The 22,741-nt window shown below is 71.3% G+C and carries 18 protein-coding genes; 8 read left to right on the forward strand and 10 right to left on the reverse strand.

Going from position 1 to position 22,741, the window contains the following annotated elements:
* Positions 1–4: 4 nt before the first annotated feature.
* The 4 genes from HDA43_RS28900 to HDA43_RS28915 form a co-directional block, all read right to left on the reverse strand.
* Positions 5–1,045, reverse strand: coding sequence for a glycosyltransferase family 4 protein (locus tag HDA43_RS28900; protein ID WP_179827244.1), 1,041 nt, complete (start codon positions 1,043–1,045; stop codon positions 5–7).
* On the reverse strand, positions 1,042–2,031 hold the full coding sequence (locus HDA43_RS28905) for an NAD-dependent epimerase/dehydratase family protein (RefSeq protein WP_179827245.1): 990 nt from the start codon (positions 2,029–2,031) through the stop codon (positions 1,042–1,044). Before HDA43_RS28905 ends, HDA43_RS28900 begins: the two co-directional genes overlap by 4 nt.
* Positions 2,032–2,104: 73 nt before the next feature.
* Positions 2,105–3,052, reverse strand: coding sequence for an NAD-dependent epimerase/dehydratase family protein (locus HDA43_RS28910; RefSeq protein ID WP_179827254.1), 948 nt, complete (start codon positions 3,050–3,052; stop codon positions 2,105–2,107).
* Positions 3,049–4,203: a glycosyltransferase family 4 protein gene (locus tag HDA43_RS28915; protein ID WP_246424746.1), complete on the reverse strand. Its 1,155-nt coding sequence runs from the start codon at positions 4,201–4,203 to the stop codon at positions 3,049–3,051. Before HDA43_RS28915 ends, HDA43_RS28910 begins: the two co-directional genes overlap by 4 nt.
* 598 nt (positions 4,204–4,801) lie before the next feature.
* On the opposite strand from HDA43_RS28915, the gene HDA43_RS28920 reads away from it, so the two are divergent.
* The 5 genes from HDA43_RS28920 (at position 4,802) to HDA43_RS28940 (ending at position 12,262) form a co-directional block, all read left to right on the forward strand.
* Positions 4,802–7,006: a hypothetical protein gene (locus HDA43_RS28920; RefSeq protein ID WP_179827258.1), complete on the forward strand. Its 2,205-nt coding sequence runs from the start codon at positions 4,802–4,804 to the stop codon at positions 7,004–7,006.
* 148 nt (positions 7,007–7,154) lie between these two features.
* Positions 7,155–8,285: a glycosyltransferase gene (locus HDA43_RS28925; protein WP_179827260.1), complete on the forward strand. Its 1,131-nt coding sequence runs from the start codon at positions 7,155–7,157 to the stop codon at positions 8,283–8,285.
* A 149-nt stretch (positions 8,286–8,434) separates the two neighbouring features.
* A complete protein-coding gene (locus HDA43_RS28930) occupies positions 8,435–9,688 on the forward strand; it encodes a hypothetical protein (RefSeq protein ID WP_179827263.1) in 1,254 nt (417 codons plus the stop codon).
* A gap of 86 nt (positions 9,689–9,774) precedes the next feature.
* Positions 9,775–10,914, forward strand: a complete 1,140-nt coding sequence (locus HDA43_RS28935) for a glycosyltransferase (protein WP_179827265.1) — start codon at positions 9,775–9,777, stop codon at positions 10,912–10,914.
* A 43-nt stretch (positions 10,915–10,957) separates the two neighbouring features.
* On the forward strand, positions 10,958–12,262 hold the full coding sequence (locus HDA43_RS28940; RefSeq protein WP_179827267.1) for a lipopolysaccharide biosynthesis protein: 1,305 nt from the start codon (positions 10,958–10,960) through the stop codon (positions 12,260–12,262).
* A gap of 10 nt (positions 12,263–12,272) precedes the next feature.
* On the opposite strand, the gene HDA43_RS28945 is transcribed toward HDA43_RS28940, so the two are convergent.
* Entirely contained in the window at positions 12,273–13,385 is a 1,113-nt protein-coding gene (locus HDA43_RS28945) for a glycosyltransferase family 4 protein (RefSeq protein ID WP_179827269.1), read from the reverse strand.
* Between the two features lie 18 nt (positions 13,386–13,403).
* Complete coding sequence (locus tag HDA43_RS28950) at positions 13,404–16,502, reverse strand: DUF4082 domain-containing protein (RefSeq protein WP_179827271.1); 3,099 nt, start codon at positions 16,500–16,502, stop codon at positions 13,404–13,406.
* Positions 16,503–16,802: 300 nt separating this feature from the next.
* On the opposite strand from HDA43_RS28950, the gene HDA43_RS28955 reads away from it, so the two are divergent.
* Genes HDA43_RS28955 through HDA43_RS28965 form a run of 3 tightly spaced genes read left to right on the forward strand, consistent with a single transcriptional unit; the run spans position 16,803 to position 19,115 of the window.
* On the forward strand, positions 16,803–17,819 hold the full coding sequence (locus HDA43_RS28955; RefSeq protein ID WP_179827272.1) for a glycosyltransferase family 2 protein: 1,017 nt from the start codon (positions 16,803–16,805) through the stop codon (positions 17,817–17,819).
* 50 nt (positions 17,820–17,869) lie between these two features.
* Complete coding sequence (locus HDA43_RS28960; RefSeq protein WP_179827274.1) at positions 17,870–18,592, forward strand: WbqC family protein; 723 nt, start codon at positions 17,870–17,872, stop codon at positions 18,590–18,592.
* A 10-nt stretch (positions 18,593–18,602) separates the two neighbouring features.
* Complete coding sequence (locus HDA43_RS28965) at positions 18,603–19,115, forward strand: GNAT family N-acetyltransferase (protein ID WP_179827276.1); 513 nt, start codon at positions 18,603–18,605, stop codon at positions 19,113–19,115.
* Between the two features lie 72 nt (positions 19,116–19,187).
* Here HDA43_RS28965 and HDA43_RS28970 read toward each other — a convergent pair whose 3' ends face one another.
* The 4 genes from HDA43_RS28970 to HDA43_RS28985 form a co-directional block, all read right to left on the reverse strand.
* Positions 19,188–19,919 (reverse strand): class I SAM-dependent methyltransferase, encoded by a 732-nt coding sequence (locus HDA43_RS28970; RefSeq protein ID WP_179827278.1) that lies wholly within the window; start codon positions 19,917–19,919, stop codon positions 19,188–19,190.
* A gap of 151 nt (positions 19,920–20,070) precedes the next feature.
* The gene (gene rfbB / locus HDA43_RS28975; RefSeq protein ID WP_179827280.1) at positions 20,071–21,045 is read right to left on the reverse strand and encodes a dTDP-glucose 4,6-dehydratase; all 975 of its coding nucleotides are present in this window, start codon (positions 21,043–21,045) and stop codon (positions 20,071–20,073) included.
* Positions 21,042–22,109, reverse strand: coding sequence for a glucose-1-phosphate thymidylyltransferase (locus HDA43_RS28980; RefSeq protein WP_179827282.1), 1,068 nt, complete (start codon positions 22,107–22,109; stop codon positions 21,042–21,044). Before HDA43_RS28980 ends, rfbB begins: the two co-directional genes overlap by 4 nt.
* The gene (locus tag HDA43_RS28985; RefSeq protein WP_281395614.1) at positions 22,106–22,705 is read right to left on the reverse strand and encodes a GtrA family protein; all 600 of its coding nucleotides are present in this window, start codon (positions 22,703–22,705) and stop codon (positions 22,106–22,108) included. Before HDA43_RS28985 ends, HDA43_RS28980 begins: the two co-directional genes overlap by 4 nt.
* Positions 22,706–22,741: the final 36 nt, after the last annotated feature.

A 22,741-nucleotide genomic window follows, 5' to 3' on the forward strand; every position in this document is an offset into this window, starting at 1 on the left:
CGGTCTATCGCCGCCTTTCCAGGATGGTCGCCGGGCGGCTGCGCGCCCGGTCGGAGGAGTAGACCCGCACTCGTTGCGGCAGGCCGATGAGGATGAGGACGGCCCCGACGGCGGCGACGGCCACGGTGAGCGGCGAGATCCAGTTCAGGGCCGTCGCCAGGCCGAGCACGCCGGTGAGAGCCGCCATGAGGGCGAGGACGGCGGCCGTCGCCCTCGTGCCGAGGCCGATCCGGCGCAGGCGGTGGGACATGTGGTCGTTGCCGCCCTGGAGTAGCGGGCGGCCGGCCAGCTGGCGTGACAGGAGCACGACCCCGGTGTCGACGGTCGCGACGAAGGTCGACAGCAGCAGGCCCGCTATCACCGCGCCCGTCCCCTTCCCGGTGACCAGCAGGGTGGATGAGCAGGCGAAGACGAATCCGATGAACAACGATCCGGAGTCCCCCATGAACACCTTCGCCGGCGCCCAGTTGTGCGGCAGGAATCCCAGGCTGGCCAGGGCCAGGGTCACCAGCAGCACCCCGGCCGCCGGTTGGGCGCACACGAAGGCCGTCCCCGCCAGGCAGGCCGCACCGGCCGCCGAGATGGCGCCGAGGGCGCCGTCCATGTTGTCGAGCAGGTTGAACGAGTTGGTGATCACGACGATCCACAGCACGGTGAGCGGCCCGTCCGCCCACGACTCGGTCAGCGACGCCTGGACCCCGCCCACCACGACCCCGGTGGCGGCCACCACCTCGACGGCCAGCCGGATGAGCAGGGAGAGCGGCGAGAAGTCGTCGACCAGGCCCAGGAACGCCACGGCGGCGGCCGCGAGCACGATAGCGGTGACCCGGACGTCGTCCAGGCCCACCACGGCGGCGAACGGGACGATCGTGCCCAGCATGATCGCCACGCCGCCCAGGTAGGGGATCGGCCGCTCGTGCGTCTTGTAGCCCCCCGGGTGGTCGGTGATGCCCCAGCGCAGTGCGAGACGCCCCAGCGGCCGGGTGGACACGGCGGTCAGCAGGAGGGCCGCAACCCCGGCGCCGAGGACGGTGACGCCGTTCACCGCGGCGACGTCGCCAGATCGGCGCGGGCCTCGGCGACGGTGTCCGCGAGGATGTCGTCCAGCGACAGCCGGGGCACCCACCCGGTGAGCGCGCGGAGCTTCGTGGTGTCGGGGACCCGGCGTGCCATGTCCTCGAAGCCCGCCTCGTACGCCTCGGCGTACGGGATGAGGTCGATCCCGGACGTGGTCCCGGTGAGCTCGATGATCAGCTTGGCGAGTTCCAGGATGCTCACCTCGTCGCTGGCGCCGACGTTGAAGGTCTGGCCGATCGCGTCCTCGTGGTCGAGGAGCCGGAGCAGCGCGTCGACCACGTCCTTGACGTGGGCGAAGCACCTGGTCTGGGTGCCGTCGCCGAAGACCGTGAGCGGCGCGCCGCTGAGCGCCTGCCTGACGAGGCGGGGGATGACCATGCCGTAGGCCGGGCTCTGCCGCGGCCCCACCGTGTTGAACAGCCTGACGACGACCGTCGGGAGGTCGCGCTCCCTGTGGTAGGCGTTGGCCAGGATCTCGTCGACGGCCTTGGCCGTGCTGTAGGCCCATCTGACCACCGCCGGGCTGCCCAGGATGCGGTCGGAGAGCTCGTGGAGCGGCCCGCCGGAGTTCTTGCCGTAGATCTCGCTCGTGCTGGTGATCATGATCTTTTTCCGGTACCGGTGCGCGGCCTCGATGACGTTCTCCGAGCCGCGGATGTTCGTCGTCAGGCATCTCAGCGGCTGCTCGACGATCAGCTTGACGCCGACCGCGGCCGCCAGGTGGACCACGACGTCGCAGCGGTGGACCAGCTCGTCGACCACGAGTTCGTCCAGCACCGACCCCTGCACGAAGTGCAGGCGGGGATGCGCCCGGAGGTTGTCCAGCCGTCCGGTCGACAGGTTGTCCAGGATCATGACGGAGTCACCGCGGGCGAGCAGCGCGTCGGTGAGATGCGATCCCACGAACCCGCTGCCGCCCGTTATCAGATAGGTGCTCCCTGTTAGCTTGCTCACGGCTTCCCCTATTACGCGCTGGAGATGTTTCTATGGGCGGGGGGAGAAGGGTGGATCGGGTGCGTGCGCCGGGTCATGCCCCGGTGGGCGGGACCGCCGCCGGATCGAACCAGGCCGCCGTCATGCGGAGCCCGTCTTCGAGCGGCACCGGCCGCACCTCGGGGAACAGGTCGCGCAGCAGGTCGGGGGAGGCCTGGGACTCCCGGATGTCGCCCGTCCTGGGCGGCAGGAAGTCCGCCTCGATCGGCCTGTCCAGGACCTCGGAGAGGAGCCGCCTCAGGTACAGCAGGGAGACCCGGGTCCCGAAGGCGAGGTTCACCGGCCTCCGGCTCGTGACCCGGCGGACTGCCGCGTCGACGAGGACGTCGGTCACCGACCCCACGTAGGTGAAGTCCCGCGCCTGGTTCCCGTCACCGTGGATCGGCACCGGACGGCCGCGCAGGGCCGCGGAGACGAACGCCGGGATGACGGCCGCGTAGGCGTGGTCCGCGGCCTGCATGGGGCCGTAGACGTTGAAGAACCGGAACGGCAGGACCGGCAGGCCGTAGCTTTCCGCGTACGCCAGGGCGTAGGCCTCGGCGGCGAGCTTGCTCGCGCCGTACGGGCTGAGCGGCCGGGTGGGGAGGTCCTCGTGCTTGTACGGCTCCGGCCGGTTCCCGTAGACCGAGGACGACGAGGCGAGGATCACCTGCGGCGCCGTCTCCCGGCACGCCTCCAGGACGTTGAGGGTGCCCGTGGCGTTGACGGTGTGCGAGGCCACGGGATCGGTCAGGGACCGGGGCACCGAGGGCCGCGCGGCCAGATGGATCACCGTGGTGGCGTCGGCGGCGAGGTCGGCCAGGAGGTCCCGGTCCAGGATGCTGCCCTTCACGAACTCCACCCCGACGCCGTCCAGGTTGGCGAGGTCTCCGCTGCTCAGGTCGTCCAGCACCGTGACGCGTTCGACCTCCGGCCGGGCGGTGAACGCCCGGCATGTGTTCGCGCCGATGAAGCCGGCGCCGCCCGTGACCAGGATTCTCATCTGTTCGTCCCCTTCGAGGTGTGGCGGTACCGGGACGCGCCGCGCAGCGACCGGTAAAGGGCTTCGGTGTCCGCGACCAGGCGTTCCACCCCGAACGAGGCCGTCGTCCACCGGCGGGCCGACTCGCCCATCCGGTGCGCGAGCGCCTGGTCGGAGAGCAGCCGGACGGTGTGCGAGGCCAGTTCGCCGGTGTCGGTCGTGGCCAGCAGGCCGGTGTGCCCGTCCCGGACGACCTCGTCGACGCTCCCCACGCGGGTGGAGACGACGGGGGTCGCCGCCATCCCCGCCTCGATGAGGCTCAGCGGTGTGCCCTCGTTGTCGGAGGTCAGCAGGACCACGTCGGCCGCGGCGTAGACCGTCTCCACGTCCCTCCTCCATCCCAGGAGGCGGACGGAGTCCCGCATGGGCCCGATGTCCTGCTCGACGTCCTTCCTGAGCTCACCGCCCCCGCAGACGACGAACCGGCAGTCGGGGAGGCTCCGGAGCACCTCGCCGGCCACGGCGAGGAAGCGGTCGGGCCGTTTCACCCGGGTGAGCCGGCCCACGTACGCGACGACGGGCGCGTCCGGCGGGAGCCCCAGGGCGTCGCGGGCGGCCTCGCGGGTGGGGACCGGCCCCAGCCGTACTCCCGGCGGGATCACGGTGTACTGCTCCGGCCGGCCGATCCCGGCGGCGAGCAGGTCGTCGCGGACCCGGTCCCCGACGGTCACCAGCCGGTCGGACATGGGCGCCAGGAACCGTTCCGCCTGCACGTAGAGGCGGCGCCGGGCGGGGGAGAAGTAGCCGTGCAGGAGGTGACCGTGGAACACGTGCACCCGGGCCGAGCCGACGCGTGCCAGGCCGGCGGCGGCGCGCCCGAGGGCGCCGGCCTTGGCCGTCCGGGTGTGCACGATGTGCGGGCGGAACTCCCGCATGGCCCTGACCAGGTGAACGAGCGCATGGTAGTCGTCGGACGGCCTGATGGACCGGCCCAGGCCCGGAACCTGGTGTACCGGCACCGCCACGTCCCGCAGCCGGAGATGGTCGCTCTCGCCGCCGTCGGTGTGGCCGGTGTAGAGGCGGTGGTCGAACTCCTCGGAGTTCAGCCGCTCGCAAAGTCCCACGACCTGGGTGGCCGGGCCGCCGACATTCATGCGCGCGATGATTTCCATGACACGAATTCGAGCGTCCGGCTTCATGCGGGCTCCTCGGTGATGGACCTGGGTCACCCGAAGAAGCTAGCTCGATGTTTGATCCGTTCGCCGCTCGTGTCGCGCTGGCGACGAAAAGTTTCCACATTCCCTACCTGTGCATGATCAGGACGGTTAGCTCTTAGCCTTTCCCTGCAAAGCATGCGAAGGGCGAAAAAAGGGGCATGGCTATTTATTGATTCTTTCCGGGTCTTTCTTGCGCTTCATGTGCATTGCCCTGTCCGTCCCGGCCGATCGGGCACGGGCCCGCCGCGGAGGCCGCACCCCGGTCTTTCCGGCAGGTGGCCGGCCGGTTCGACGGCCCCGCCCCTGGCGAGGGCCGGACCGGCGGCTCCGCATAAAGGAGTGGCAAGGACATTCCGTGCGCGAGTGTTCCCGACGCTCCGGACAAGGGCGGACCGCGAGGATTGCCCCCATGGTCAACGCTTCGCCGCCTCAGGGTTTCACGTCCGCGCCGCGCGAACCGCTGGAAGAGGCCCGAACGAGCGGGACTCCTCCGGAAAAGCGGCGTTCTCCATGGCGCCGGACGCCGGGGCGGGTTCCGGCGTTTCTGCCGGTCGTGCCGCTGACCGCCTGCACGGTGGCCGTGCTGTGGATTTACGGAGTCTCCGTACGGGACATCGTGTTTTTCGGGATCTATATCGCGCTGTGTCTCGCGCTTCCCGGGGTGCTGCTGCTCCGGGCGCTGTACAGAGGCCGCCGTACGGCGGCGGAGGAGATCGCCCTGGGCGTGACGCTCGGCTACGCCGTGGAGGTGCCCGCCTACATCGCCGCCCGCTCCCTGGGCGTGCCGCTGCTCGTCCTGGCGTGGCCGATCGCCACCTACGCGGTCTTCCTCGCGGTCCCCCGGCTGCGGAGGCACTGGACCGGCGCGCCCCGGATCCGTACGCCGCTCTGGTGGTCGTGGTCCCTCTCGCTGATCCTCGCGTCCCTGCTCGCCTGGAGCGCCCTCACCTTCTTCAAGTACGGCCTCACCTGGCCGCGGATCGGCGGGTCCAACACCGACCTGCCGTTCCACCTGGCCCTCGTCGGCGAGGCGAAGCACCACATGCCGCCCACGGCGCCGATGGTCGCCGGGGAACCCCTCCTCTACCACTGGTTCGTCTACGCCCACCTGGCGGCGGCGAGCTGGGTGACCGGGACGGAGCCGCTGGTGCTGCTGTTCCGGCTGGCCATGCTGCCCATGCTGGCCGCGCTCGCGGTCATCCTGGGGATGATCGGCAGGCGTGTCACGGGGTCGTGGGCCGGGGCCCTGCTGACCGTCACGGGAACGTTCTTCGTGACGGCCCCCGACCTCTACCTCGGCCCGAGCGTCGGGGTGTTCACCTGGAAGGTCCAGTCGTGGACGAGCCCGTCCCAGACGTTCGGGGCGCTGCTGTTCGCCCCGGTCGTCCTTCTCCTGCTCGACCTCCTGGGACGTCGGCGGCGGGGCGCCGGCAGGTGGCTGCTGCTGGGCCTCTTCCTCGTGGCCGTCATGGGGGCCAAGGCCGTATACCTTCCCCTGCTCGCCGCGGGACTGGTGGCGGCGGGCACGGTCGAGGCGATCAGGCGGCGCCGGCCGCCCTGGCCCACGCTCGCCGCGCTGGGGATGACCGCGGTGTGCTCCCTCTACGCCGGCTTCGTGCTGTTCGGCCAGGCACGGCAGGGAATGGTGGTCGACCCCTTCGCCCTGATGCGCGTCACCTGGCGCGAGCTGACCGGCATGGAGGAGACCGCCGAGCCGGCGTGGACCTCGGTGCTGGGCGTCGCGCTCCTGTACCTGATGTGCTGGGCCGTCATCTGGTGCGGGGTCCTGGGGCTGCTGGGCAGGCGGCGCACGCTCGCCGAGCCGGGAGTGGCCCTCATGCTCGGCATGGGCGCCGCCGGGCTCGGCGTGCTGTTCGTGTTCGGGCACTGCTCCATGAGCCAGGTCTACTTCCTCGGCGGGGCCTACCCCTACCTGACGGCCGTCGCCGCCTACGGTCTCGTCGTGATCGGGAGACGGGCGCGGACGTCCCCCTGGCGGGTGGCCGTCGCGGTCGCCGCCGGGCTGTCGGCCGCCTGGCTGATCCGCGTCCTCTGCGGCGTCCGGGTTCCCCTGGCCTCCGGCCAGCCGGACACCGCCCTGTACCGGCCCTACCTCGCGCTGCTGGTCGCCGCCGCCCTCGCGGTGGCGGTCCTGTTCGCCATGGGACGGCGCGGAGTCCACATCTGGGCTTTCGTGATCTTCGCGGTCTCCGCCGCGGGCATGCCCGCCGCCTGGGGCACCCGCGCGCTCTCCACCGCCGGCGGCGCGGAGGGCGTCGACCGGCAGGCGGGCCGCTGGGTGCCGGTCAGCGCGGTCCCGCCGGGCGCCCTGACCGCGGGGCGGTGGCTGCGCGACCACTCGGACCCGGACGACCTGGTCGCCACCAACGCGCACTGCCGCTGGGGGTACGAGAGTCCGTGCGACAGCCGCCACTTCTGGGTGAGCGCGCTGACCGAACGGCGCGTGCTGGTCGAGGGATGGGCGTACACGACGACGAACCTGAGCCGCTGGCACCCGGGGCAGCGCTTCCAGAACCTCCCGTTCTGGGACGCCGACCGGATCCGGTCGAACGACGCGGCCTTCCGGACCCCGTCGGAGGCCGCGATCCGGTCACTGCGCGACCGTTACGGAGTGCGCTGGCTCTTCGCGGACGAGAGCCGCCTGGACCCGGGGTCCCGGATCGGGGACTTCGCGCGGCTCCGGTTCCGTTCCGGCGGCTACGCCGTCTACTCGCTGCCGGACGGCTCCGGCGCGTGACCGTCCCGGCGTCCGCGGGGGACTCGGCGGGGGACATGGACGGCGCCCGGGGCGGTGCGCCACCCCTCCGCGGCCGCGGGACGGCGTGAAACCTGACCAGGAGACCTTCGGCCCGAGACCGCGGCCACACGGAGAGGTTTTTCGAGACATGAAAGAGCAGAGAGAGGACCCGCCTGCCCGGGGCGGCGCGGTGAGCGGCGCACACGTCTGCGAGGTGATCAAAACACTCGATGTGGGCGGCGCCGAGGTCCTGCTCGTGGAGCGGCTGCTCGCCACGCCTCCCTCGGGCAGGCGCTACACCGTCGTGTGCATGACGGCGGCCACCGCGGAGCTGACCGGGCGGCTGCGGGCGGCGGGCATCCGCGTCGTCGACCTCACCTCCCGCCCCCGCCCGCTCCGCCCCGTTCACCTCGTACGGGAGATCAGACGGCTGGAGCCCGACGTGCTCAACATCCACTCCCCCCTTCCGGCGTCGCTGCTCCGGCCGGCGTCCCGGCTGTGGAGGACCCGCCCGGTTCTGATCTCGACCGTCCACAACGTCCGGTACCGGCCCCTGACGATGGCGCTCGACCAGGCGACCGCCTGGCTGGACAGCCGGACCGTGGCGGTCTCCCCGCAGGTCGCCGCGGCGCGCACCAGCGCCCGCGCGCGGAACCTGTCCGTCCGCGTGCACGGCGTCCGGGTCGAGGAACAGCGCCGCCGGGCGCTGCAGGCGGAACGGACCAGGAGGGAGTGGGACGTTCCCGAGGGGGCCTTCCTCATCGTGCACGCGGCCAATCTCCGCCCGCAGAAGAACCACGCGCTGCTCGTCGAGGCCGCGGCGAAGGTGATCGCCCGGGAGCCGCGCGCGATGTTCCTGCTCGCCGGGTCCGGCCCGCTGCACGCGCCGGTGGCCCGGCGCGTCGCCGAGCTCGGGCTGGACGGCGTGCGACTCGTGGGACACGTGGCGGAGGCCGGTCACCTGGTCGCCGCCGCCGACCTCCTCGTGCTCAGCTCCGACTACGAGGGCCTCCCGGTCGTCGTCATGGAGGCCCTCGCCGCGGGGGTGCCCGTGGTGTCCACCGCCGTCGGCGGAGTGCCCGACCTGGTGGAGCACGAGCGGAACGGCCTGCTCACCCGGCCCGGGGACCCGGACGCCCTCGCCGCGGGCATCCTGCGGGCGATGCGCCCCGAAGTCCACGCGCGTCTTCGCGAGGGCGCCCGCGACAGCGCCGGCCTCATGGACATCGGCCGGGCAGCGGAATGGTTCGACAGGCTGTACGACGAGGTCTGCTCATGACCGCCGGCCACGCGCCGGGACGCCGCGGCGCCCGTCGTGAGCCTTCCGCGACCCTCCCGGTCCGCCACCCGAATCGCTTCGGGTCCCGGAGCCGGACGTCCCCGGCCGGGACCGCGCGCAGCGAGCCGACGAATACCAGGTGATCCGTCATGGAGTACATCGTCGTCGCCGTCGTCGCGGTGACGCTCATTCTCATGGTCCACGCGAGCTTCGAGGCGCGGCTGGCAGGGAGGATCCTCTCCGTGCTGATGGCCGCCTTCGTCGTCCGGCTGGCCGTCAACGTCCTGGTGACGCGGTCCGGCTTCATCGACTACGGCGGGGACAACCTCTACTACGAGGCCAAGGCCGTGGAGATCGCCGAGTACTGGAGACACCACGGGGTGCAGTTCGTCAGTTCCGAGCAGGTCGGCCCCATCTATTCCATCTCGGTGCCCTGCCACCTCTTCGCGATCGTCGTGTACCTGTGCGGCGGGCGGGCACCGCTGGCGTGCACGGCCGTCGTCGCGCTCATCGCCTGCGGGCTGTGCGTCGTCATGTACAGGTTCGCGCGGCTCGTCGGCGCCGACGAGCGCGCGGCGTTCCGGCTGCTCGTCATCATGGCCTTCGTCCCGGGATTCCTGCTGCACACGTCCGACACGTTCAAGGACGGTCTCAACGCGTTCCTCGTCCTGGCCTGCCTCGCCCTCGCCGCCTCGAACATGCAGCGTTTCGGCATGCGCAAGCTGCTGCTGCTCGCCCCGCTGCTGTGGGCGCTCTGGCATGTGCGCCCGTACATGGTGTTCATGTGCGTCCTGCCGCTGCTCTTCGGCGTCACCCGGATCAGGCGCGCCGTCTCCCCGCGGACCCTTCTCGTCGTGGCCGCACTCGCCATACCCGCCCTGGTCGTCGTCCAGAGCGCCGCCGAGTTCACCCCCGCCGGGATCCTGCAGGAGCAACTGGAGCGCGGCCAGTCGGCACAGGTCCGGTTCGCCAACGCGGAGGGCGGCTCGGGGGTGGTCTTCGAAGACGACGGCAACGCCTGGAACGCGCTCGGCCCGAAGATCGTCTACACGGTCCTGGCCCCGTTCCCCTGGATGTCCGGCAGCCTGGCGCTGCAGCTCGGGAAGGCGGACACCGTGCTCTGGTACTACCTCCTCTACTGCGCGGCCGAGGGATTCCGCCGGCTGTGGCGCTACGACCGGAGAATGCTGCTGATCATCATGCTCTTCGTCGTTCCGGGCACGGTCGCGTACGCGACCACCATGTCGAACATCGGCCTCATCTTCCGCCAGCGCATGCCCATCGTGATGGTCACGAGCCTGCTGTCCGCGATCGCGTGGACCAGGACGCCGTCCCGGGAGGACGGTCCTCCCGCCCCGGCCGCGGACGCGGCGGCGTCCGCCGTCCCGGGTTCACGGACATGAGCTCCTCCCGGGGCCCGTCGCGGGGTGCGACGGCGCCCCCCGTGAAAGAAGTGAAGATCGATGTCGTTCCGAGCGAAGGGCCTGTCATGGCGGTGGAAGACGAAGCCGATGTCCAGCGTGTCGTACTCGTCACGGGGCACCTGGGGCTGGGAGGCGCGGAGAAGCAGCTGGTCCTGCTCGCGGGGGAGCTGCACCGCAGGGGCGTCGAGACGCACGTGTTCGTCCTGTCGAAGGGCGGGCCGCGTGAGGCGGACCTCCTCGCCGAGGGGATCGCGGTGCACCGTCTCGGCTTCTCCCGCCGGTCGCCCGGCCCGGTGGCTCTCGCCCGGAACCTGCGGGCGTTCCTCCGTCTCGTCGGGCTGCTGAGACGGCTCCGGCCCGACGTCCTGCACGGGTTCCTCTACGAGGGTTACGTCCTGGGGGCCGTCGCCGCGCGGCTGGCGCGGGTTCCGGTCGTGGTCACGGGACGGCGCACGCAGGGTTACCTCAAGCCGCGGAACCCGGGGTACGTCGCCCTCGAAAGAGCCGTGACGGCCATCACCGACCAGGTCGTCGCCAACGCGGTGGCCATCGCGAAGGGCACCCGGGAGGTCGAGGGCGTACCGGCCCGCAAGGTGAGCGTGATCTACAACGGGCTTCCGGCCCCGGCGTTCGACCCGGTCGAGCCGGAACACGTCGACACGGCGCTGCCCCTGATCGTGTGCGTGGCGCGTCTCAGCGAGAACAAGGGCCACCGGTTCCTCATCGAGGCCGCCGCGCTGCTCTCCCGGAGCGGCCGCCCGTGCACGTTCGTGCTCGTCGGGGACGGCGCCGAGCGCCCGCGTCTTGAGGAGCAGGCGAGCGCGCTCGGGGTGGACGTCCGGTTCCTGGGATTCCGCGTGGACACCGGGGGACTCCTGGCCCGCGCCGACCTGGTGGTCCTCCCGTCGATCTCCGAGGGGCTGAGCAACGCGGTCATGGAGGCGATGGCCGCGGGCCGGCCGATCGTCGCCACCGCGGTGGGCGGCACCCCCGAACTGCTGGAGGGCCGCGGTGTCCTCGTGCCCCCCGCGGACCCGGCGGCCCTGGCCGAGGGCGTCGTCCGGCTGCTCGACGACCCCGGCCTCGCCCTGTCGCTGGGGAACGCGGCACGCGCCTGGGCGCGGAAGAACCTCGACATGGACGTCGTCGCCGAGGAGCACCTCGTCCTGTACCGCAGGCTCCTGAGGGCCCGCCGTGCGCGGTAGCCGGACACGCGACCCCGGGCGGCCCGTCCTCCCCGCCCCGGTCATGAACGAGGACCACCTCGCGAGGGTCGTCCAGACCATGGTCAGCCAGGCGCTGCCGCTCGCCCTGGCGGCGATGGCGGGGGTCTTCCTGGCACGCGCCCTGCAGCCCGAGGGCCGGGGCGTCTACGCGACGATCACGACCACCGCCGGGATGGCGATCGCCCTGGGCCACCTCTCGGTGGGAAGGTCGCAGATGGTGTTCTGGCCGGTCCGCGAACGCCGCCGGTTCCTCGCGGGCAACGCCCTGATCCTCGGGCTGGCCCTCGGCCTCGCGGCCGGCCTGATCGCCCTCGGGGCCGTGCTCGCCCTCATCCCCCTCCCGGCGCCGCATCTCATGATCATGGCCCTCGCCACGGTGCCGTTCGGGGTCGCGGCGGTCAACCTCAAGGGGATCCTGCTCCTCCGGTCCCAGAACGGGCTGGTCAACCGATCGGTGGTAATGGCGGCGCTCGTCCTGTACCTCCCGATCCTGACGCTCGCGGTCCTCGGGCGGCTCACCCTTCCGATCGTGGTCGTCTGCTGGTCGATTTCCACGGTCGTGCCCTTCGCGCTGTTCGTCCGGTCGCTCGGCCGCTCCGCCGTACGCGGGGAGGCGGCGCTCGCCCGCGAGCAGCTCTCGCTGTCCGGCCGCTACCACATAGGGCCGGTCGCCTTCCACCTGCTGCTGACCGTCGACGTCCTGCTGCTGAACGCCTTCGTGTCACCGGCCGAGGTGGGCCTGTACACCACCGCGATGGCGTTCCTGTCCCTCGCGAGGATCCCGACGGACGCGATGGCACAGGTCACGCTGCCCCACCAGGCGGTCGAGGACGAGTCGTCCGCCCAGGGGGCCACCCTGCGCACGGTCCGCCTCAACCTGCTGCTCTCCTCGATCAGCGTCGGCGCGCTGGCGGTCGCCTCGCCGACGCTGATCCCCCTGCTGTACGGCGCCCCCTTCGCGGGGAGCGTGACGCCGCTGCTCCTCCTCGCCCCCGGGATGGTCGCGTGGTCGCTTCTCCGGCCGGTCGAGCAGTACCTGGTACGGCTGCGCCGCCCCATGACGATGGCCTCCGTCGCCGTGGGCGCCCTCGCGGCGAACCTCGGCATGAACGCCGTGCTGATACCGCGGTACGGCGCCGCCGGGGCCGCGCTGGCCTCCAGCGTGAGCTACACCGCCATGGCGGTGGTCGAGGTGCTGTGGTTCGCCCGGACGGCCGGAGTCGGTGCGCGGGACCTGCTGCCCCGGCACTCCGACCTGCGTTCCGTGGTCTCGTTGCTCTCCTGCGCCGGGCGCGGCGCCCGGACGGTGCTCGCACGGCGGCCGTGACCGGCGGGTCTCACCGCCCGCCGCCGGGCCGTGCCGCGTCCAGGGCGACGCGGTACCACTCCTCGACCCGGCCCGCGACCGCCGGCCAGCCCAGGTCCGCCACCGCCCGCGGCCCGCGCGCGCTCATCCGGTCGCGTGCCTCCTCGTCGTCGAGCACCGCGCCGAGGGCCGAGACCAGCCCGTCCAGCGAGCCGGATTCGAACGTGCGGTAGGCCCCGCCGTCCCGGACGACCGGGTCGAGGGAGGCCTCGGAGGAGAGGACCACAGGGGTGCCGAGGGCCAGCGCCTCCAGCGCCGCGGTCGGCACCCCCTCTCCCTTGCCGGGAAGGCGGCGCGAGGCGAGGACGAAGACCTGCGCCCGCCGGAGCAGCCCGTACACCTCGTCCCGGGAGAGCGGGCCGGCCAGCTCGATCGGGCCGCCCGCCTCCGGGAGCCGCGACAGCCGGCTCCGCTCCGGGCCGTCACCGGCGATGACCAGGCGGACCTCCGGCCTGGTGCGGCGGACGAGGCGCACCGCCTCGATCACGAGATCGTGGTTCTTCACCGGGTCCAGGGAACCGACGCTGACGACCAAGCCCGGCTCCCGGTCCGCCGGGGGCCCGGGACACGGCATGCCGGCGAGGTCCAGCCCGCTCGACATGGTCAGGACGCGGCGCGGGTCGGCGCCGAGCTCCACCAGGTCGCGCGCCGGCCGGGACCCCAGGGCGATGAACGCGTCGACCGCGCCCAGCGCCCTGCGCGCCACCCGGTGATGGCGCCGGGAGAGGGCGCCGTGCACGGTGAGCACCAGCGGCACGCCGCGTCGCCGGCAGAACGGTCCCAGGACGGCCGCCTCGACGTGGTCCCCGTGCAGGTGCACCAGATCCGCCCGGCTCGTGTGCCGCAGCGTGTGCGCCACCTCCGCCGCGAACGCGAGGACGTCGGACCTCGCCGCGAGCATCCGGGACGGCACGGTCGGCCGGAGCGGCAGCACGGCCGCCCCCTCCGGCACGGTGCTCCCGCGCCGGAAGGCGAGCGCCACCTCGTGGCCGCGGCCCAGCTGCTCCCGGGTGAGGCAGTCGACGTGCCGCTCCTTGCCGCCCCGCTCGGGCGGCACCCGGTAGCTCACTCGGACTATTCTCATGCGCGCACCCCGATCCGGTCACGCGAGGCGGGCGGCCGGTCCGCCGGCCTCCCGCGGAGAGGGCCGGCTTCTGTCCGGCGCGGCGTCACGGGAGCCGTCGGCGCCCGCCGCGGACGGCCCCGCGGCGTCCGGGGCGGAACCCCGGCGCGGGGCCGCGGCCGCCGCCGCGGCGGCGGCCGGGGTCTGGGTGCCGTCGAAGAGCACGTCGACCCAGTAGTTGGCGGCCTTGTAGGTGCTGGTCGGGAAGACGTTCGTCCCGCTGTAGGTGTACACGCCGTTTCCTCCGGCCGCGCCGTCGGCGAGGGCGGTGAGCCGGCCGCGCGAGTACTGCGCGGTGAAGTACGGTCTCGTGACCGAGTAGTACCCCGACGTCGTGTGGTAGGAGATCACATAGGTGGTGCTCGCGTTGATCGGGATGGGCGTGGGGAAGATCGCCCGCTGCCATCCGGACGCGGTCTCGCCGGTGAAGGTGACGCTCCCGAGCAGCTGGCCGTCGAGGGTCCACAGGCTTCCGGTGTGGGCCCCGGTGTTCTGCGGGCCCTTGTAGAACCTGATCCCCCTGATGAAGCCCGGCACCGACGCCTGGAATTTCAGGCCGAGGGCGACCGCCTTGGAGTCGGGCTGGGTCGGGACGGCCGGCAGAGCCGTGTCGTCCCAGAGGCTGCTCGACGCCGTGAACACCACGTCGACCCACGCGTTGGTCGCCCTGTAGGTGCTGGTCGGGAAGGTGCTCACCTTGCTGTAGGTGTACAGGCCGTTACCGCCGTCCGTGCCGTTCGCGAGCGCGGTGAGCAGGCCGTTCGAGTAGGCCTTGTTGAAGTAGTCCCTCGTCACCGCGTAGTTCCCCGCGGGCGCGAAGTAGGAGGCGACGTAGGTGGTGTCGGCGCGCACCGGGACGGGCGTCGAGAAGGTCACCTGCTGCCAGCCGCCCGCCGTCTCGTCGGTGAACGTCGCGGTCGCCAGGAGCGTCCCCGTATTGGTCCAGAGGTTGCCGATGTGCGTTCCGGTGTTGGCCGGGCCCTTGTAGAACCTGATCCCCGTGATGAAGCCCTCGCTCGCCGAGCGGAACCTGACCCCGACCTCGATTCCGCTGGGGTCGTTCTTCGAGGCTTCGGCGGGCGTGGCGTCCGGCGGCCAGATGGTGCAGGGGCACCCCGCGTTGACGGTGACGTTCAGGACGGTCGGGGTCTTCTGCACGTTGCCGATGTCGTCGACCGCCCGGGACAGGATCGTCACCGGGCCGGGGGCGCCGGCCGTCCAGTCGAACCTCCAGTTCGCGCGGCCCGTCGCCTGCTGCCACGTGCCGCCGCCGTCGACCGAGACCTCGACGCCCGCCACGACGCCGCCTCCGGCGTCGACCGCGGTCCCCTGGATCGAGACGGGCGTCTGCCCCGCCACCGAGGCGCCGCTCGACGGGGAGGTGATGACCGACGTCGGGGGGGTGACGTCCGTCGACGGGGTCGCCGGGACCAGGCCCGCCTGGAGGGACGCCGGCTGGACCCGCATGTCGGCGAGGAGGTTGACCGTCGCCTGCTGCATCCGGATGTCCGTGGGGGTTCCGGCCCCCCGGTCGTGGTTGGCGTCCAGGCCCCACGACCACTGGACGGTCCCCGCGCCGAAGACGAGCGCGCCGCTCGTGACCCTGTAGAGCGTCAGGTGGTGCGTGGCCACTCCGGCGCCGTACGTGCCGCCGAAGTCGAGCAGTATCTGGGTGGGGTAGGCCAGCGTCGTCTCGGAGAGCTTCACCGGCCCCTGCGGGGTGAACGCGTCCTCCGGTGTCTCGTTCCACTCGTACCCCAGCGTTCCGGCGGGGAAGACCGCCTGCTCGCCGGGCTGGAGGGTCGCGATCGACGTGTTGCGCCAGAGGCGCATGGGGCCGTACTCCGCCGGGACGACTATCGAGTCGCTGACGTTGCCGTTGACCCGGTACAGGGTGCCGGTGACGGCGTTCTCCGGTCTGCCGCCGTTCGAGGGCGGGGAGAAACGGGGGTCCCGCCACGTGCCGGTCCACTGGGGGCTCGGGTCGATCTTGGCGTTGGCCAGCGTCTCCTTGTAGCAGACGAGCGTGCGGAACGGGACGCCGGCGCTGTCGATGCTGTTCTCCCACCTCGTCTTCCAGAAGATGTCGTTTCCGGTGAAGAAGGCGAGGTTGACGCCCGCGTCCCGGGCGTTCTGCACGTTGTCCCGCATCTCGTTGGACCAGTACTCGGCGTGGCCCATGGCGAAGAACACCTTGTGCTCCAGCAGCTCCGCGCCCCGTGAGGCGGTGTCGATGCTGGAGGTGTAGCTCACGTCGTAGCCGTTGGCCTCAAGCCACCGCACCATCGGGTACTCGGAGTCGAAGAAGTAGGTCTCCGGCCACTTCGCGCGGGTGATGACCGGGCGGTTGTAGCTGACCTTGAAGGCGCGTCCGGCGGGACTGCCCACGTACAGGCTGTTCCCGCCGTAGGTGTTGTACGCCTGCCAGGTCGCGTCGGCGGTCTGGACCAGCAGGTCCGAGCCGCCCGAGTCGTCCCGGACGACGAATATGAGCTGGCTGACGCCGCTCACCCCGTCCTCCCTGACCATGTTGGCGAGGTAGACCCCGGAGACGGCGTCACCCGGCACCGCCCAGGAGGCGGACACGCTCCAGTTGCCGCAGTCGATCAGTCCGGTCGCCGCGTCGCTCAGGCAGGCCGGCTGCTGCTGGGGCAGCGGCACGGACGGCCTGATCGTGGTGATCTTCCGCGCCCCCATGCCGCCGTAGTATCCGACGCGGTAGATGTCCATGCGGTAGGCGGTCGCGGGGGTGCTCACCTTGAACTGCGCGGTCTCCCCCTTGTTGACGCTCATCTGGACCGGGTAGCCCTGGATGTGGCTGCTGCCGGCCCCGGGCACGTTCCACTCGCTGTAGGGGTTGCCGGGGAGGCTGTTCTCCAGGCAGATCTCGGAGGTCGGGGGGCAGTCGGCCCGCGCCGCGAACCGGTCGGCGCTCCGGTCGGCGCCCGGGGTGCGGGACTGCGCCCAGACGGCCTGGGGCAGGCCGACCGCGACCGCGACGCAGACGCCGAGGATCAGTACGGCGATCGGAACCGCTCGCCGCCGTCTCGCACCGCGTCTCTTCTCGTCGTCCCGCATGTGCAACCCCCGCTCGCGTACCTGGATGGGCCTTCACCGGTGAGGCCGGTAAGCGAAAAATAACGAGATCACCCTCTGACCGGTATTACTGGTAGAAGCGGCGATTCCCATATTCGACGGACATCTGACGTGAAATTCCTCTGGAGCGGCGATCAGCGGAAGAGCACGGTTCGCCGTGGCCCCCGGCTCGTCTTTCCGGTGATGTGAAACAACTCGGATTCGTCCCGGGCTTCGCCAATATAGGGTAAATCCGAACCTGCGCTCCCGGTGAATGGGTCCGTTATTCGTGAGACTGCTGCCATGACCCGCGTATCCGTCGTGATCCCGTGTTATCGATCGGCGCAGACGCTTCCGGCACTGGTCGGCCGCCTCCTCGCCGTTCTGCCGGACGTGGCCTCCGCGTTCGAGGTGGTGCTCGTCGTCGACGGCTCGCCGGACGACACGTGGGAAGCGGCCCAAGAGCTCGCCGACCGGCACGAAACGGTCCGTGCGCTGCTGCTGGCCCGGAATTACGGGCAGCACAACGCCCTTGTCGCCGGTATCCGCTGCGTCCGTTACGACGTCGTGGTGACCATGGACGACGATCTCCAGCATCCGCCGGAGGAGGTTCCCCGGCTCCTGGCGGCCCTCCGGCCCGACCTCGACCTCGTCTACGCGGTCCCGCGCTCCGGGACCCACGGACTACTGCGCGACCTCGCCTCCAGATCCCTCAAGATCGGGCTCTCCGGGCGGTTCGGCGGGGAGAACAGCGGGGACATCTGCTCCTTCCGCGCCTTCCGCAGCTTTCTCCGGGAGGCGCTGGACGGGGTCACGGGACCGTACACCCAGATCGACATCGCGTTCTCGTGGGCGACCACCCGGATCGGGACCGTCCGGGTGAACATGGAGCACCGGTCCGTCGGACACTCCAACTACACCGTCCCGATGCTCGTCCGGCACGCGATCGGTGTCCTGGTCGCCTACAGCAGCATCCCGCTCCGCCTGGTCACCTACTGCGGGCTGCTGACGGGGGCGCTCGGCACCGTCCTCCTCGCGGTCTTCCTCTGGAGCTACTGGTGCGGGGACACCACGGTCAAGGGGTTCACCTCGACGGCGACCATGATCTCGCTGTTCGCCTCCGCCCAGATGGTCGCCCTCGGCGTGATCGGGGAGTACCTCGGCCGGATCCACGCGGAGCGGATGGGACGCCCGACGTACATCATCCGCGAACGGTCCGAAAGTCACGGCCCCGGCCTGTCGATGACCTCCGACGCCGACGGGGGGCACCTCAGTCCGCCCGGGGGCCGGCATTCACGGACGCTGGGACCCGCCCGGTGACCCCGGCGGGGACGAACGCGGCACCCGAACCGGCAGGAGGAGTGGAGCGCGTGAAACGCGTCGCGATAGTGCAGTCGAACTACATCCCGTGGAAGGGGTACTTCGATCTGATCGCCGGCGTCGACGAGTTCATCCTTCTCGACGATGTGCAGTACACCGACAGGGACTGGCGCAACCGTAACCGCATAAAGACGGCGACGGGCCCCAGGTGGCTCTCGATCCCGCTCCGGAGCGGCCCCCGCAGCCGGCTGATCAGCGAGATGACGGTCGCCGACCCGGGCTGGAACATCGCGCACTGGCGGATCCTCACGCAGACCTACCGGAGGGCCCCCTGCTTCGACGAGTCCGCACCGGCCCTGGAAAGGCTCTACCTCGAATGCGGAAGCGACCGGTTGTCCGAGGTGAACCGGCACTTCCTCGAGGGGATCTGCTCGATCCTCGGCATCGGGACCGAACTGCGCCCCTCCGCCGACTACCGCGCGGCGGGGACGAAGACGGAGCGCCTCGTCGACCTGTGCCGCAAGGCGGGCGCCACCGAGTACGTCACCGGCCCGGCCGCGCGGGCCTACCTCGACGAGGACCTCTTCCGGAGAGCGGGAATCGGCGTCCGGTGGTTCGACTACTCGGGCTATCCCGAGTACCCGCAGCTCCATCCGCCGTTCGACCACCGGGTGAGCGTCCTCGACCTCATCCTCAACACCGGGCCGAAGGCCGCCGAGCACCTGAAGACCACTCCGCCGGGCGCGCCACGGCGGGCACCGGCTCATCCCTGAGAGGAAGGTCATGGAGATCATGTTGCGGCCGGTCCGCGAGGAGGACCTGGACGCCTTCGAAACGGAACGGGCCACCCCGGAGCTCAGGGGCGAGTTCCAGTGGTACGGGCACCGTTCCCCGCACGCGCTGCGCCGGGAGTTCGCCGAGAACGGATTCCTCGCCCCCGGCTCCGGGCGCCTCACCATCGACGTCAACGGCGACCCGGCCGGCTGGGTGGTGTGGTGGATGACGAGCTGGGGGCCCGACGCCACCTGCTGGTGCTGGGCGCTGGGCATCTGCGTCTTCTCCGGCTTCCGCGGCAAGGGGGTCGGCACCCGGGCCCAGGGCCAGCTCGTGGACTACCTGTTCGCCCACACCCGGGCCGAGCGCGTCCAGGCGTTCACCGACGTCGCCAACCACGGCGAGCGGCGCGCTCTGGAGAAGGCGGGCTTCGAGTGCGAGGGAATCCTGCGCCGCGCCCAGTGGCGGGACGGCCGCTGGCACGACCAGGCCCTCTACTCGGTGCTGCGCCCGGCCCGGTGAGCCCGGGGGCTCCGCGTCACCGGGTGCCGCCGCGCGGCGGCACCCGGTGACGCGGAGCCGGCCGGGGAGACGTCAGCGGGACGGGTGCCCCGCGGCCGGCCCGGGACGGTGCGCCCTCGCGATGAGGGAGACCCCGGGAAGCGACTTGACCGGCAGGTACCTCTCGGCCATGACGATGGCGCCGAGACCCATGTTGACCAGGTGCGGCATCTCCGTGACGTCGGATCCGGTGAGGCGCTTCCTGCGCCAGGCGACGACCGGTCTCAGCAGGACGTTCCAGCTCCACAGACGGTCGATGACCAGGCCCTCCCCGGTCAGCAGGGCGTTCAGGCCCTCCCGGGTGTACCGGCGGACGTGGGAGGAGGCGACGTCGTGCGCCGACCACAGGGCCATGTCGCACGGAACCGTGACCAGCGCGGTCCCTCCCGGCCGGAGCACGCGCACGATCTCGCGGACGGCCTCACGGTCCTCCCTGATGTGCTCCAGCACGTCGAACGCCAGGACGAGATCGAACCGCGTGTCGGGCAGCGGCAGATCCCGGGCGTCGGCGTGGACCGCCTGCAGGCCGCGCGCGCGGGCCAGCTCCACCGCGGTCTCCGAGTAGTCCGCGGCCAGCGCGTCCCACCCGTGCCCGACGAGCACGCGGGTGTTGCCGCCCCCGGCCGCGCCGATGTCGAGCGCCCTGCCGGGCACGCCGAACCGGCGGAGTTCACGGAGCTCGCGCGCGAGGATGGCGCGTCGCTCACGATACCACCAGTGCCGGTCCTCCACCTCGACCGTGCGGCGAATCTGAGTGGCCTCCATGGCCCACACCTTTCCGGGAACCGTACACACGACAGGTAGCCGCGGCCTTGTCAGGCGAGCCTGGGTACCCGGGGCGCGGCGGACCCGGGAGGCGTGGCCGGGGCGCCGGGGCCGCCGGGGGTGCCCGGCGGGCCACGGCGCCCGGCGGCCGTCAGCCGGCCCTCTTCAGCGGGCGCCACCACTCCTGGTGGTCGCGGTACCACCGCACGGTCCGGGCGAGTCCCTCGTCGAAGCCGACGAGGGGCGCGTAGCCGATCTGCTCGATCTTGCCGCTGTCCAGGGCGTAGCGCCGGTCGTGCCCGAGCCTGTCCGGCACCGGCTCGACCATCTCCCAGCCCACGCCGAAGGCGGTCAGCAGGCGCTCCGTGAGCTCGCGGTTGGTCAGCTCGGCGCCGCCGCCGATGTTGTAGATCTCGCCGCCCGAACCCTTGTCCAGCACGAGCTGGATGCCCCGGCAGTGGTCGTCGACGTGCAGCCATTCACGGACGTTCCGGCCGTCGCCGTACAGGGGCACCCGCCGCCCGTCGATCAGGTTGGTGACGAAGAGCGGGATGAGCTTCTCCGGGTACTGGTGGGGGCCGTAGTTGTTGCAACAGCGGGTCACCCGTACGTCGAGCCCGTAGGTCCGGTGGTAGGCGCGGCACAGCAGGTCGGCTCCCGCCTTCGAGGCCGCGTAGGGGGAGTTGGGCAGCACGGGCTCGGACTCGGTCCAGGACCCCTCGGCGATGGACCCGTACACCTCGTCGGTGGAGACCTGGACGACCGTGCGCACGCCGGTGTCGAGCGCCGCCTGCAGGAGCCGCTGCGTGCCGTGGACGTTGGTGACCACGAAGTCCTCGGGGCCGGTTATCGAGCGGTCGACGTGCGTCTCGGCCGCGAAGTTGACGATCACGTGGTGGCCGGGCACCACGTCGGCGAGCAGCCCGACGTCGGTGATGTCCCCCCTGACGAACGTGAAGCGCGGATGTTCGGCGACCGGGCGCAGATTCGCCGGGTTGCCCGCGTACGTGAGCTTGTCCAGTACCGTCACCTGGACGTTCTCGTAGCCGGGGTATTCACCGGACAGCAGCGAGCGCACGTAGTGGGAGCCGATGAACCCGGCGCCGCCCGTAACGAGGATCTTCATGCCCGCACCTGGATTCTGCTGTGGTCGCCGACCATGAGCTGATGTGTGTTGGGAACCCCCCTGGCCCGGCTGACCTCGACGTTCCGGCCGATCAGGGAGTAGGTGAGCCCCGGGACGCCTCTGATGGCGGAGTCCTCCAGAACTATGCTGTACTGCACGTCGGCGTTCTCCAGCACGCACCTCGCGCCGATCGAGGTGTAGGGGCCGATGTACGAGCTGCTGATCTTGCTGTCGGCCCCGACGACCGCGGGCCCCCGGATCACCGAGTTCTCCACCAGCGCCCCCGGCTCGATGAGGACGCGTCCCGATATCTCCGAGAACCCGTCCACGGTTCCCCGGACGTTCGGCTCGATCGCCTCCAGGACGATGCGGTTGCACTCCAGCATGTCCTGCAGACGCCCGATGTCCTTCCAGTATCCGCTGACGAAGTGCGAGCGGACGCGGCCGCCGTTGTCCATGAGCCACTTGATCGCGTCCGTGATCTCCAGCTCGCCGCGGGCGGAGGGCGTGATCGCCCGGACCGCCTCGTGGACGGCGGGGGAGAAGGTGTAGACCCCCACGATCGCGAGGTCGCTGCGCGGGTGCTCCGGCTTCTCCTCCAGTCCGATGATCTCACCGTCCGGCCCGAGCTCCGCGACCCCGTAGAACTGCGGTTCGGCGACCCTGGTGAGCAGGATCTGGGCGTCGTTGCCGGACCCGCGGAAGGCTTCCACCAGACCGGCGATGCCGTCCACCAGGAAATTGTCCCCCAGATACATCACGAACGGCTCGTCGCCGAGGAACTCCCGGGCGATCAGGACGCAGTGGGCGAGACCCAGGGGGGCCTCCTGGGGGATGTAGGTCACGTCGAGGCCGAACCGCGAGCCGTCCCCGACCGCCTCCCGGATCTCGTGAGCCGTGTCGCCGACGACGATGCCGACGCTGTGGATGCCCGCGTCCCGTATCGCTTCGAGCCCGTAGTAGAGCACCGGTTTGTTGGCGACGGGGACCAGCTGCTTCGCCGAGGTGTAGGTCAGCGGACGCAGCCTCGATCCCTTGCCGCCCGCCAGAACGAGCGCCTTCATGATCCTTGGGTCCTTCCGTGAGGGATTCCTGGGCGCAGGACGGTCCGCCCGTCCGGATGTCCGTGCGGTTCCGGCAGACGGCTCGACGACGCCCTGCGTTCCGTCGAAGAGCACGGGATGCGTTTCCAGAGCCGGGTCTCCCCGCCGCCGGAGAAGGTCCAGGTCCGGTGGACGACGTAGCCCAGCGGCGGGCTCACGACCACGATCAGGCCCTGCGCCACCAGGACCGGTGCGCCGGTGAGCTCGACCAGGAGCAGGACGCCGGCGACGGATGTCGCCAGGAAACCCAGCCCCACCGTGTAGAACCGCAGGTAACCGATGACCCACGAGCCTCCGGAGGTCCGGAAGACCACCAGCCTGTACCAGGGATAGACGATCAACGAGGTGGCCAGGTGACCGGCCACGAGCAGGACCACGTAGGGAACCGCGCCGTCGGTGGCGAGCAGCCCCAGGCCGAGGAGGACGTGATAGATCACGGCCGTCATCGCGCCGGCCGCCAGGTATCCGGCGCGACGTCCCCCGAGCACGGGGACCGGAACCCGCCGTCCGGGACGCGCGGTCCCGTCGCGGGCTTGCTGACTTGCGGTTTCGACCATACGGCGGTCACTCCGAACGGTGGTCGGGAGACGGGA

The organism is Streptosporangium sandarakinum (assembly GCF_013409935.1).
GTDB classification, from domain to species: domain Bacteria; phylum Actinomycetota; class Actinomycetes; order Streptosporangiales; family Streptosporangiaceae; genus Streptosporangium; species Streptosporangium nondiastaticum.